Genomic DNA, 11,082 nt, shown 5'->3' with positions numbered 1-11,082 from the left:
TCGATAATCTTGGCCAGATATTTGGGGACCTTTTCTTCCTTAAGGGGATGGGCGGGGTCCAGCGCCAGGCGCAGGCGTTGGTCGCAGGCGCGCATCATTTCACCGAGCTTGCTGCTCTTTTGCCTACTACCGTGGATACGCATGCATTCCCAAAAGCCGTTTTGGCAACGGTAGATATGGATGGGATCCAGGCGGTATTCGCAGTCCTCGTGGCGCTCGGGCGCAAAGAATACGGCCGAGGCAAACATGGTGTAGGGCATGGCCGTCTCCTCCCCAAATAAGCTCGCCACGATGCCGGTCTTTCGGTGCGTGTCATAGTAGCGTGCCATACGGACATACACGGCGCACGCCACGTGGCGCAGATCGCGGTGGTGGCTGCGGTCGAGCCGCGAGTTACTTAGGTTGTACGTGGAGAGGGCGTTGATGGCGGTCATGAGTCGCTCCTCGCGCACCTCATCGGGCGGAAAGGGGAGCGTGGGCTCGGAGGTTTTGCGACGCTTGGGGGTCTGGCCGGACGGTGCCGGTGCTGGTACAAGGTCTCGTGCCGCGCGCCGCAGCTCGATAAGGGCGTTATCGAACATGACGGTTTTAGAGTCGCGAAGCAGCTTGGGGTCGAGCCCGTGGAATACGGCGTAATCCTGCAGCCACACGCGTGCAAATCGGTCGATGCCGGGCTCGAAGGCGCGATAGACATCCCAAAAAGCCTTGATCTTGTTAAAACCATCGAGCGGGTCATCTACGCCAATGCCGCAAATCAGCTCATAGAGATACAGAAAGGCAAAGGACGTAGACGTTTCCTCGACGGTTCCGCGGCGCACTTGGGCACGCCAGGTAAAGTAGCCGCGCAACTGCCGGTCGCTCATGGCGTTGTAGGTGGGAAAGTACGACTTAAAGGTGCCGTTGTAGGGACAGTCGTCCTCAAAGTCGGCCATCAGCAAGCCTTGGCGGTAGAAAAGCTCGGCCTCCGATAGCCAGCGGCCCGCGCCGCCCTTGGGGTCATCCTGCCAGCGCGATATCTCGCGCATCTTGCGGTATTGGTCGGGGAGGAAATTCTGCATCTGTCGGCCGGTTTTGAGAATCGGCTCGTCTGCGTAGATTTCGTTTGAGAAGCGGGCGGACTGATGGGTCCGGGCCTCGGCCATAATGCGCTCGATGAGCATCTTGATGTCCTGGTCGGCCACCGCTCCTCCTCTCGAACGCAGCTACGGTGACCTCATATCATAGCACAGCATCAAACAGATGTTCGAGATACCGCTGCGTTGATAGATTTAGAACAGGAGGGCGTAGATGACGGCGATGACGACGGAGGGAAGCATATTGGCCGTGCGGAAGGTCTGAGGACGGATGAGATTGACGCCGACGCAGAAGATGAGCATGGATCCTACGAGCGAAAGGCTGTCGAGGGCTGCTGTGGTCATGATGGGGGAGAGCGCGCCGGCAAACAGCGTAATCGTCCCCTGGAACACGGCGACGGGCAGGGCGGAGAAAATACAGCCGCGTCCAAGCGAGGCCGTCATGGTGCAGACGATGATGCAGTCCAGCGCTCCCTTGAGGGCGAGCGTGGACCAGTCGCCGAGCAGGCCGTCTTGGATTGATCCCACGATAGCCATGGCACCGATGCAGACGGTCAGCGATGTCGAGACAAAAGCGTTGGTGAACTCGTTATCGTCCTCACTGCCAGTCTTGCGCTTGAGCCATTCGCCAAGGTTCTCGATGGCGGCTTCCAAGTTGACGGCCTCGCCGATGAGCGAGCCGAGGGCGAACGAGACAATGAGCATGGTGGTGCCGGTGGTCGCTAGCGCCTTCCCATCGATAAGGAGCATCTTTTGCATGGTGCCGCCAAGGCCGATAAACAGGACGCACAGCCCCGATGCTTTCATGAGCGTGTCTTGGATGCGCGGTGTAATGAAGCGGCCGCCCGCTAATCCCAAAAGACCGCCCGCAACTAAAAGCACAACGTTGATGATTGTTCCCAAGCCCGGCATGAGCCCTCCTGTATTGATGCCAACGTGGCAATCGTAGCAGAACGAAATGCGAGGCACATCGCGACTCATCTAATACGTTATATAAGTGGTGTTAGGAATGATGCGCAGCATTTAAGCCTCAGGTGGTTGTCGGGACATAGGGATAGTATTCAAAGCGCAGTGTCATAAGCCGCTGCGGGGATTCAATAGCCGCGGCGATGATATTGGCATCGCGGGCACGATCAAACCCTTCGAGTTCGATCTGATACGAGACGTCTTGCATAATGTCCAGACGCCGCCAGGCTAGGAGTGTGTCGCCATCGAATTCCAAGGTCTTGCCTCCATCTGGAGCAACGGCGTATAGACGCAGCTTGGCGGTGGTTGCGGGGTCGACAACCGTGACCTTTTTAATTTCGTTTCGAGTATTCTTGGCGCCCAACAAGGTGAGCAGTGTTGGGGCCACGACCTCGCCCGATGGCAAAAAGACGACTTCGATGGATTCAGGAAATGCGATGATAGCCGACTTGCGGACGGGCTGATTGGCGGCGGCAACTTCGATGTTCGCAGCGTCGATGACCTCTGTGTGGTCGAGCGCGGCAAGCACGCAGCAGTTACCTTCATCGATCTCTTGAGGATCAGCAAGCCCCAGGCTGTCCGCGAGCTTGGGATCGTTTGGACCGGTAGCGGGCTCATTCGGTGCTTCGAGAGAAGCTGGGACGCTGTTTGTCGGCGATGGCGTGTCGCCCGCACCTGCTTCTTTGTCCGCGCTCTCTTCTTGTATGGTTGCGTTGATGGGCTCGTCGTTTGAGGGGAGCGTCTTGGCGTCAAGCGCGGAGGGGAGAATTCCGATGGCTCCGGATCCGCTCCACTCCATTTCGAGAAGCGCCGGGTCGGCAAGAATGCGTTGCCTGCTTTGCGCGTGGGCATCGATTTCAATAGGGCCTGCCTCTATCCCTCGTGTAAGGCTGAGTGATCCGGCTGGCTTCTCGAAATGAGCGTCTGTGTCTTTGGTGCTGACGGCGTAGAACAGCAGGGACGCTTCTCCCGCCGCGATGGCATCGGTGTCGGCTTTGGTCTGCCGCAACGATGCCGTGAATGAGAGGGTGGGCTGCGTGTCGTCTGCATTCGCGGCGGCGCAGCCCAGACATATACCGCCTCCTTTCTCAAAAAACGTACCGTCGAAGGCGACCTTCGCTCCGTTCGCCGAGTCATCGATCGAAGCGATGTCGATGCGCAGCTCTAAATTGCATGGATCGCCATCTGCGTCGAGCACAACCGAGCGCCACGTGCAGACGGCGTACCCCGCCTGGGAGCCGTTTGCCTTGTTCGAACGATTGATATCCACGACTATCGAACCGTCCGTATTACGACGAAGGCATCCCGAGGTTGAGATTGCAGCCTGTGCGATCGAAAAACGCTTGCACGCAATGGCGCTCGACGGATTTGATGCGGAGCTTAGGGCTGCTGGTAAGGAGTCTGCCATGACAGGAGTCGCCCAAGCGGCGACAGGCGTTCCGGTTGCGAGCGCGCCGCAGAGTGCGACGACGGGCAAAAGGTTCTTCGATGCCATGGGGTCTCCTTAGCTAATTTAGTGCGGCCTGTCCGTGTTTTGTTTCTGGCTGCGTTTGATGTGCAGGCCGAGGCCGGCGGTTCCCGCGCCTGCTGCTGTGGCGCCTGCTGCCAAGAGCCATCGTCCATCGCCTGTCTGCGCCAATGGTTCCTCGCGGTCGCCGCGGTCGAGCCCCGAGAGGTCGACCGTCACTTGCGTGGCGGCCTGCGCCTGTTCTTGCTGGGCAAAGGCCATGGCTGGGCCAAACGCTAGGATGCTGACGGCGGCGGCCAGGGCGACGGCCTTATGCCGTGTGCGCACCGGGCTCGACCGTCCAGGTGATCGTTGCAACCTGATCGCCTTCGCCGGTTACGCGGAAGATGTCGCGCGTGACGCGGGCGACGTTTCCGCTTGTCTTGAGCTTAATTTTGTCCGTGCCACCGGCAATGCCCTGGTAGCCCATGTCGAAGGCTGCATTCTTGGAAAGATCGAGGCCCGTCCCCTGCATTGCGGCGCTGGCGTTCTGGAGCGCGCCGTCGGGGCCGACCTTAAAGTCGATGGAGTTCTGTGCGGTTCCGGTCTTGGCGTCGGCAGCAATGGTCCAGGTGTTCATGGCATCGATCTTCATGTTGGTGACATGGATGCCGTAGGCCGAATGATTGTCGATGGTGGTCGCGTCTTCTGAGGGGCCCTGAAGCGTGCCGTCGGCCTTGGCGACGAAGGGAATAACCGTCGGAACTTTGAACTCAACGTTGTCGATCTCGGTCCTGACCATTACTTTCGTGGTTCCAACGCGCCCGGCTGCCATAGCTGGCGTCGGTGCGGCGCCCATTGCGAGCGCGAGCGCGAGCCCTGCGCCCACGACGAGCGCTCTGGCTCCGTTCATGTTCCTGGTGATGTCCATGGTCGTTCCTTTCTATTCGCCGCGGGCCGTCCCCGCGATGATTGGACGAATGCTGGTGAATTGCGTGCGGTGCCGCGTCGGCCGGAAAGCTAGTTCTCGGCTTGCTCAACCCGTACCTTGACACGTGTCGGATTGCCGTGGCTGTCGAGGGTCTTGGCATCGAGTGCCTGGATCTCGATGTACGCCTCGCCTTCTTTGATGTCGCCGGCGGGGCACGTCTCGATTGTCTTGCCGGTCTCGACCACACCGGATTCGTACATGGTCTCGTCGTTTTGGATGACGCGGAATCGCTGGGGAAATTTATTGTCTTGGACGTTTTGGACGTTGACGCGCAGCTTGCCGTCCTCCTGCAGCTGGGCGACCGGTGCGACCGAAATCGTCATCATGTTGTCGCGGACGATGGCGTCGAGCTCATCTTGGATTTCCTGACGCGTTTTGCCCTCCGCCGTCGTAACCGAAGCGCCCGCCTCGGGTACGGGCTGCGACTGCCAAGCGTATAGTCCTACGGCGACAAGGGCGCAGACGATGGCCAGGCAGGCAACGATGAGCTTCTTGCGATGTCCCAGGCCTGCAAAGTGGGGTGGCTTCTTCGCGCTCATGCGGCATCCTTGGCGGTATAGATGCGCGCAAAGGTGGACGGGTCCGCTCCAAAGAGCATGTGAAGCATCAGGCGGCGCGAGTAGACAAGCTCGTCGAAGTCGGGAGGGAGCTCGATGTCGTGGATATGCGCGATGTGGTGGGCGAGCGCCGAGAACGACTCGGGGTCGCAGATCACATCGGTGGTAACGTGGTAGACCGTCGTATCGGGGAATGCCTCTTCGTCAAAAGGCAGGAGATGGGGATCGTCGTCGACTTCGATGGCGATGCCGTACTGGGGCCAGTAATATGCCATGGGAACCTCCCTGCTTCTGGGCCAAAACTTCTATCGGTTTTGGCTGTCGACGCCGACCGTATCAGCCGCTACTTGACCAATTTCTGACCAAATGCTTGACGGATCGGCATCTCCGCAGGTAAATGGCGGCAAAAAATACTCCAACTTTTTTCGAGCGACAATCGCGCGGTCGGCGACGGCGGGGCCATATGTGTCAAAAGCATCGTCTGTCGAGGAAATCCAGCCGCTCACCGAATTACACGAACGTAAAAAACGCCAATTATGGAGACGGTCTCGAACACGTCGACGAAACGATGCGGTAACATCTCCCTGCAAACACTGTAGTTAGCTAAAGGGGGAGTTCGCGTGTCTGCAACCATTAAACCCTTCACCGACGAGTTCGAAGAGTATGGTCGCGATGAGTCTCGCACATCGGGCGAGGCCTCGAGCATCTCGTTTCCGACAACGGAAGACGAGGTCCGCGCCATTTTGGGAAAGCTCCATGCCGAGTGTGTTCCGGTAACGGTTCAGGGCGCCCGAACCGGCCTTGCCGCCGGCGCCGTGCCCCACGGCGGGCATATCCTCAATACTTCCCGTATGAATCGCTACTTGGGCCTTCGCCGCGATGAACAAGGCCGCTTTCTACTGCGCGTGGAGCCGGGTGTTGTGCTCTCGGAGCTGCGCAAGCAGCTGAGCAAGAAGGTGCTGCCGACCGTTGGTTGGGACCAGGCATCGCTTAAGGCCTACGATGAGTTTCAAGAGGCCCCCGAGCAGTTCTTTCCCACCGATCCCACCGAGGCGTCTGCCTGTCTGGGCGGCATGGCGGCATGTAACGCCTCCGGTGCCCGCAGCTACGCCTACGGCCCCATGCGCCCACATATCACGGGACTCCACGTCGCGCTGGCTGATGGCGATTTGCTTGAGCTTCAGCGCGGCGAGGCTTTTGCCCAGGGCCGCCACCTGTCGCTCGTGACGGCAGCGGGCCGTACGCTCGAGCTCGATCTTCCCGGCTATACCATGCCCAAGACCAAAAATGCTTCGGGCTATTTCGTTGCTGACGAAATGGACGCCATCGATCTGTTTATCGGCGCTTGCGGCACGCTCGGCGTTGTCACCGAGCTCGAGATTGCCCTGCAAGCGGCACCTGCGGTCGTTTGGGGTGTAAGCTGCTTTTTCGATAGCGAAGACAAGGCCGTGTCGTTCACCGATTCTGTGCGTCCCGTCCTGTTCCACGCGGCTGCCATCGAGTATTTCGATGCAGGCGCCCTGGATATCCTGCGTCGTCAGCGTGAGCAGTCGACCGCGTTCGCCTCGCTGCCGGCGCTCGACAAAGACGCCAAGGTCTGTGTCTACGTGGAGCTCGACTGCGACGACGAAGCCCAGGCGACTGAGGAGCTGTATCACTTGGGGTGGGTACTAGAGCTTGCGGGTGGCAGCGACGATGCGACATGGGTCGCGCGCACCGAGGTCGATCGCGAGTGCCAGCGATTCTTCCGCCATGCGGTGCCCGAGAGCGTCAACATGCTCATCGACGAGCGTCGCCGCACGGATCCCACCATCACCAAACTGGGTTCGGACATGTCGGTGCCCAACGCGCGTTTGGCCGATGTCATCGCCCTTTATCGCCGCACGTTGGCCGAAAGCGGGCTTGAATCTGCCGCCTGGGGGCACATCGGTAACAACCATCTGCATGTGAACATTCTGCCGCGCGATGCGCAGGATTACCGCCGCGGCGGAGAACTCTTCGCCCAGTGGGCTTCCGAGGTTACGGCCATGGGCGGCGCCGTCTCCGCCGAACACGGCGTCGGCAAGATCAAGGCGGGCTTCTTGGAGACGATGTACGGTCACGAGGCCATGGTCGAGTCGGCGCGGCTCAAGCTCCAGCTCGATCCTGCCGGGCAGCTGGGCCGCGGTAACCTGTTTTCGGAGAAGCTCTTGGATGAGCTCGTCCAGAAAGGGGGCGCGTGAAGATGAGCGATTTCCATATGGTGGTGTGCGTCAAGGCGGTGCCGGGCAGCACCGAGGTCAAGATGGACCCCAAGACCAATACCATCGTGCGCGATGGCAAACAGGCGGTCATTAATCCCTTTGACGCGAGCGCTTTGGAATGCGCGCTGGCGCTGAAGGACGACTTTATCGGCTTTGGCATGGACGTGCGCGTAACGGTGGTGTCGATGGGCATCCCCGCGACCGAATCGCTATTGCGCGACTGCATCGCCCGAGGCGCCGATGACGCACTGCTGCTGACCGATCGCGCCTTTGCAGGTGCCGATACCCTGGCAACCACCTATGCCCTCAAGTGCGGCATCGAGGCGCTCGACGAGGACTTCGACCTGCTCATCTGCGGCAAGATGGCGGTGGACGGCGATACGGCCCAGATTGGTCCCGAGCTTGCCGGTGCCTTTGAGATTCCCTGTGTGACCGACGTGAGCTGCGTGCAGAGCGCGGGCTTTACGACCTGTGGTTCACTGGCGCTTGTTCACGGCTGCGATGCCGGCGAGGAGACGGTCTATCTTGAGATGCCGTGCGCGATGACGACCGCCAAGGAGATTGGCCAACTGCGTATGCCGAGCATTGCCGGTATTCGTGCAGCCGAGGAGGCGGACGTGCACGTGGTCAACGCTGCCGACGTGTATGCCGACCCCGCGCGCTGCGGCCTTGCCGGCTCGCCGACACAGGTCGTGCGATCGTTTGTGCCCGACCGCGACCAAACGTGCGAGGCCGTTGACGGAACGGCGTCCGAGCAGGCGGCGAAACTTGCCAAGATTATCGAGGGGATGGCATAGATGAGCGGACTGATTATCGATAGCGAAGCCTGTATCGGCTGCGGTCGCTGCGTTCGCGCCTGTGCCTCGGGCGGCATCGTAGTGGAAGGCGAGCGGCCCAACCGTTGCGCCCGCGTAACCGACGGCTGCATCCTATGCGGCGGGTGCGTCGACGCCTGCCCCGTCAGTGCCATTTCGATCGAGCGTGACGAGGCCGCTGGTGCGGTGGACCTTGATGCATATCGAGACATTTGGGTGTTCGCGCAGACCGACGAGCACGATACGGTGACTCCCGTGGCCTACGAGCTCATGGGCAAGGGACGCGAGCTTGCCGATGCCCGTGGTTGCCGTCTGGTGGCACTGGTCGGTATGGACCCCGAGGGTTCTCTCGGTGACCTGGAGCATCTGGTTTGCGCCGGCGCGGACGAGGTCCTGGTTTGTCGCGACGAGCGTCTGCGCCAGAACGATGCGGAGGTCTACGCCCGGCTGATCTGCGATTTGGTGGCAGAGCACAATCCCGAGGCCATTCTGTACGGTGCGACCGCCTTTGGCCGCGAGCTGGCGCCTGGCGTTGCTGTACGCCTGCAGACGGGCCTTACGGCCGACTGCACCGTGCTTTCGATGGATGCGGAAACGGGCCTGCTGCAGCAGACGCGCCCGGCGTTTGGCGGCAACTTGATGGCCACCATCATTTGCCCTAACCACCGTCCTCAGATGGCAACGGTGCGCCCCGGCATCTTTAAGGCGCCCGAGTTTGACTACAGCCGTTCTGGCACGATTACCCAGGTATTCCTTGCGGATGATGCTAAGGCTCGTGTCGAGATCTCGATTCCCGCCGAGGAGTGGGGGCAGCAGGCATCAATTGCCGATGCCGAGCGCCTGGTCGTGGTGGGTCGCGGCATTGGTTCCAAGAAAAACCTGCCGCTGATGCGAAGACTCGCCGAGGCTCTGGGGGCCGAGCTTGGCTGCACGCGACCTGTCGTGGAGGCCGGCTGGTTGGAGTATCGCCATCAGATTGGCCAGACAGGCGTATCGGTTTCGCCCAAGCTTCTCGTGAGTATCGGTGTTTCGGGCGCCATCCAGCATCTTGCCGGCATCGGTGGGGCGGAGTGCATTATCGCCATCAACGAGGACCCGGATGCCCCCATCTTTGGTGCTGCCCAGTACAGGGTTGTCGGCGATGCCGTCGAGGTCGTCGAGGAGCTGCTGGCCCAGCTTGAGCGCTAGGCGCGCGCCAGCCAGTAGCGCATCTCGTCCTTTAGGCGCTCCCAGGTCGCTTGCGTGGCGAGATCGGTAAAGGGGCGCGTAATGCCAAAGGGCGCGTCGAGCAGGCGGTAGATATCGCCCTGCTCGCGCGCCAGCGCGCGGCTCGCTGGATAGACGAGCTCAAACATAAAGCAGATGAGCCCCACCAGGTAGTCTGCGGGCTCGTCGCGTTCATCGCGTGCGACGCAGCGGCGCTCGTCAAAGGCAGCGAGAGCCGGTGTCGAGAACCGGCTGGCGAGAAATGCGTCCTCATCAACCTTGAGGATGGTGTCGACGGTGCTGTCGGCGATGGTGCGCATAATGTCGATCTTGTCGCCATCGCGCACGATATCGCAGAAGCGCCGCGTGCGCTCGTCAAGTTGTGCCGGCAGGCGAAAGTCGCTGTGATAGGCGATGCTCGCGCGGATGAGCTCATCTTCTGCCGGGTCATCGATAAAGTCGCGGATGCTCGTTACGGCGGGCGCATCGGCGGGGTTCTCGCCAAAGAGGACCCCGACGCCCAACGCTGCGTGGCTCATACTCTCGGCGTCCTTAAAGGTGTCCCAGCGCCGCAACTGTTCAAAGCGTCCCATATCGTGTAACAGGCCGCAGAGCCAGGCCAGGTCAATATCCTCTGTCGACCAGCCCTGCTCGCGCGCCACGGCATCGCATGCCTCGGCAACGTGGTACGTATGCTCGATTTTGAGCGCGATACGTGGATTGGCGGCATCGTAAGCATCGGTATAGCGTTTGAAGGCCGCGGTCGCCCGGCCCCGATCGATAGCTGTCATAATGACTTCCTAAAATGCTGTGTCTTTCGATCCGGTGGCAATTGTAGGTGAACTCGGTTGCCACCGGGCGATGATTCTGCCGCGTCGTTGAATGCGGCTCGGAAATCTTGTCGGGACGAGGAACGCTATGGTGCTCAAAATCGTTAAAACCGTCTGGCCGGTGATGCTTACCTATGTTGCGATAGGCGCGCCGTGCGGAATGATTATGGCGCAGACGGGAATGGAGCCCTGGATGGTTTTTGCTCTGAGCAGCACGTTTGTGACGGGTAGCGGCCAGTTTATGGTCTGCAATCTGTGGCTGGCAGGTGTGCCTGCGGCATCGATTGTCGCAAGTGTGGCCGCAATCTCCTCGCGCTTTGCACTTTATTCGGCATCAATCGCGCCCCATCTGAGGGGTGCCTCGAAGCGTCAGACGCTGGCCGTTGCCGCGACGCTTACCGAGGAGGCATATGGCATCTCGCTTGCCAAGTTGGTTGAAGGGGAGGATTGGGGCCCGCGCGAGTCCTTTGCGCTCAACGCGATCCTCATCGCGACATGGGGCGTTTCGTGCACGATGGGCGCCGTTGTAGGCGCCGTTGTCGATGTCCCCACCGCTATTGCTGGCTTTGTCTGCACCTCGCTCTTTATCTGCCTGCTCTTTTCGCAGCGACTGTCGCGCGGCAATGTCGTGGCTGCCGTTATGGCTGCGGTGTCTGTCGCCATATGCAAGTTCTTGGGGTGGACGAATATCGCCGTGCCGGCAAGCGTGCTCGTCGGTGTTGCCGCGGCGCTTGCGTGCGATGCTTTCGCCGAAGGAAGGGGCGCTCGCGATGCCCGTTAATGAGTTTTTGGTCCTGTGGCTGTCGTCATGGGCGGCTATCGCGTTTTTCCGCATTGCCCCGGCGTTTGCCTTGCGCGGGAGAACGCTGTCGCCCCGCGGTACCGAGGCCTTGGGTTATATTCCGCCCGCCGCCTTTGCGGCGCTGGTCGCTAACGATTTGATAAGCCCTGGCG

13 protein-coding genes are annotated in these 11,082 nt (G+C 60.6%); 5 read left to right on the top strand and 8 right to left on the bottom strand.

Annotated features, from left to right (window positions below; all coding sequences use genetic code 11):
• The 7 genes from AB5164_RS08790 to AB5164_RS08760 form a co-directional block, all read right to left on the bottom strand.
• On the bottom strand, positions 1-1,181 hold a 1,181-nt coding region (locus tag AB5164_RS08790; protein WP_368147988.1), incomplete at its 3' end, for a TerB N-terminal domain-containing protein.
• A gap of 87 nt (positions 1,182-1,268) precedes the next feature.
• Positions 1,269-1,985 carry a DUF554 domain-containing protein gene (locus AB5164_RS08785; RefSeq protein WP_368135422.1) on the bottom strand — a complete coding sequence of 239 codons (717 nt, stop codon included), beginning with the start codon at positions 1,983-1,985 and terminating at the stop codon, positions 1,269-1,271.
• A 118-nt stretch (positions 1,986-2,103) separates the two neighbouring features.
• Positions 2,104-3,534, bottom strand: coding sequence for a hypothetical protein (locus AB5164_RS08780; RefSeq protein WP_368142275.1), 1,431 nt, complete (start codon positions 3,532-3,534; stop codon positions 2,104-2,106).
• Between the two features lie 18 nt (positions 3,535-3,552).
• Positions 3,553-3,834 (bottom strand): hypothetical protein, encoded by a 282-nt coding sequence (locus tag AB5164_RS08775; protein WP_347478244.1) that lies wholly within the window; start codon positions 3,832-3,834, stop codon positions 3,553-3,555.
• Positions 3,818-4,417: a hypothetical protein gene (locus tag AB5164_RS08770; RefSeq protein ID WP_368135425.1), complete on the bottom strand. Its 600-nt coding sequence runs from the start codon at positions 4,415-4,417 to the stop codon at positions 3,818-3,820. Before AB5164_RS08770 ends, AB5164_RS08775 begins: the two co-directional genes overlap by 17 nt.
• An 89-nt stretch (positions 4,418-4,506) precedes the next feature.
• Positions 4,507-5,016 (bottom strand): hypothetical protein, encoded by a 510-nt coding sequence (locus AB5164_RS08765; protein WP_368142274.1) that lies wholly within the window; start codon positions 5,014-5,016, stop codon positions 4,507-4,509.
• Entirely contained in the window at positions 5,013-5,309 is a 297-nt protein-coding gene (locus AB5164_RS08760) for a hypothetical protein (RefSeq protein WP_055287150.1), read from the bottom strand. Before AB5164_RS08760 ends, AB5164_RS08765 begins: the two co-directional genes overlap by 4 nt.
• 345 nt (positions 5,310-5,654) lie before the next feature.
• On the opposite strand from AB5164_RS08760, the gene AB5164_RS08755 reads away from it, so the two are divergent.
• The 3 genes from AB5164_RS08755 to AB5164_RS08745 are packed head-to-tail and all read left to right on the top strand — an operon-like array spanning position 5,655 to position 9,280.
• On the top strand, positions 5,655-7,256 hold the full coding sequence (locus AB5164_RS08755) for an FAD-binding oxidoreductase (RefSeq protein WP_368142273.1): 1,602 nt from the start codon (positions 5,655-5,657) through the stop codon (positions 7,254-7,256).
• Positions 7,257-7,258: 2 nt separating this feature from the next.
• Positions 7,259-8,074, top strand: a complete 816-nt coding sequence (locus tag AB5164_RS08750; RefSeq protein WP_368142272.1) for an electron transfer flavoprotein subunit beta/FixA family protein — start codon at positions 7,259-7,261, stop codon at positions 8,072-8,074.
• Positions 8,075-9,280 (top strand): FAD-binding protein, encoded by a 1,206-nt coding sequence (locus tag AB5164_RS08745; protein ID WP_368142271.1) that lies wholly within the window; start codon positions 8,075-8,077, stop codon positions 9,278-9,280. It abuts the gene before it with no gap.
• Here AB5164_RS08745 and AB5164_RS08740 read toward each other — a convergent pair.
• A complete protein-coding gene (locus AB5164_RS08740) occupies positions 9,277-10,089 on the bottom strand; it encodes an HD domain-containing protein (RefSeq protein ID WP_368142270.1) in 813 nt (270 codons plus the stop codon). The two genes, AB5164_RS08745 and AB5164_RS08740, sit on opposite strands and share 4 nt — an antisense overlap.
• Before the next feature lie 127 nt (positions 10,090-10,216).
• Between AB5164_RS08740 and AB5164_RS08735 the strand changes: the two genes are divergently transcribed.
• Positions 10,217-10,909, top strand: coding sequence for an AzlC family ABC transporter permease (locus AB5164_RS08735; RefSeq protein WP_343006571.1), 693 nt, complete (start codon positions 10,217-10,219; stop codon positions 10,907-10,909).
• A partial coding sequence (locus tag AB5164_RS08730; RefSeq protein ID WP_368147986.1) for an AzlD domain-containing protein occupies positions 10,899-11,082 on the top strand: 184 nt, incomplete at its 3' end. The genes AB5164_RS08735 and AB5164_RS08730, both read left to right, overlap by 11 nt.

This window comes from Collinsella aerofaciens, assembly GCF_040915425.1.
GTDB lineage: Bacteria > Actinomycetota > Coriobacteriia > Coriobacteriales > Coriobacteriaceae > Collinsella > Collinsella aerofaciens_BW.
This window is presented reverse-complemented; position numbering and strand designations above follow the sequence as displayed.

Bases quoted from the DNA above. Each gene is read 5' to 3' on its own strand.
- AB5164_RS08785 (WP_368135422.1), bottom strand. From the start codon at position 1,985: ATGCCGGGCTTGGGAACAATCATCAACGTTGTGCTTTTAGTTGCGGGC.
- AB5164_RS08780 (WP_368142275.1), bottom strand. From the start codon at position 3,534: ATGGCATCGAAGAACCTTTTGCCCGTCGTCGCACTCTGCGGCGCGCTC.
- AB5164_RS08770 (WP_368135425.1), bottom strand. From the start codon at position 4,417: ATGGACATCACCAGGAACATGAACGGAGCCAGAGCGCTCGTCGTGGGC.
- AB5164_RS08745 (WP_368142271.1), top strand. From the start codon at position 8,075: ATGAGCGGACTGATTATCGATAGCGAAGCCTGTATCGGCTGCGGTCGC.
- AB5164_RS08735 (WP_343006571.1), top strand. From the start codon at position 10,217: ATGGTGCTCAAAATCGTTAAAACCGTCTGGCCGGTGATGCTTACCTAT.
- AB5164_RS08765 (WP_368142274.1), bottom strand. From the start codon at position 5,016: ATGAGCGCGAAGAAGCCACCCCACTTTGCAGGCCTGGGACATCGCAAG.
- AB5164_RS08740 (WP_368142270.1), bottom strand. From the start codon at position 10,089: ATGACAGCTATCGATCGGGGCCGGGCGACCGCGGCCTTCAAACGCTAT.
- AB5164_RS08750 (WP_368142272.1), top strand. From the start codon at position 7,259: ATGAGCGATTTCCATATGGTGGTGTGCGTCAAGGCGGTGCCGGGCAGC.
- AB5164_RS08760 (WP_055287150.1), bottom strand. From the start codon at position 5,309: ATGGCATATTACTGGCCCCAGTACGGCATCGCCATCGAAGTCGACGAC.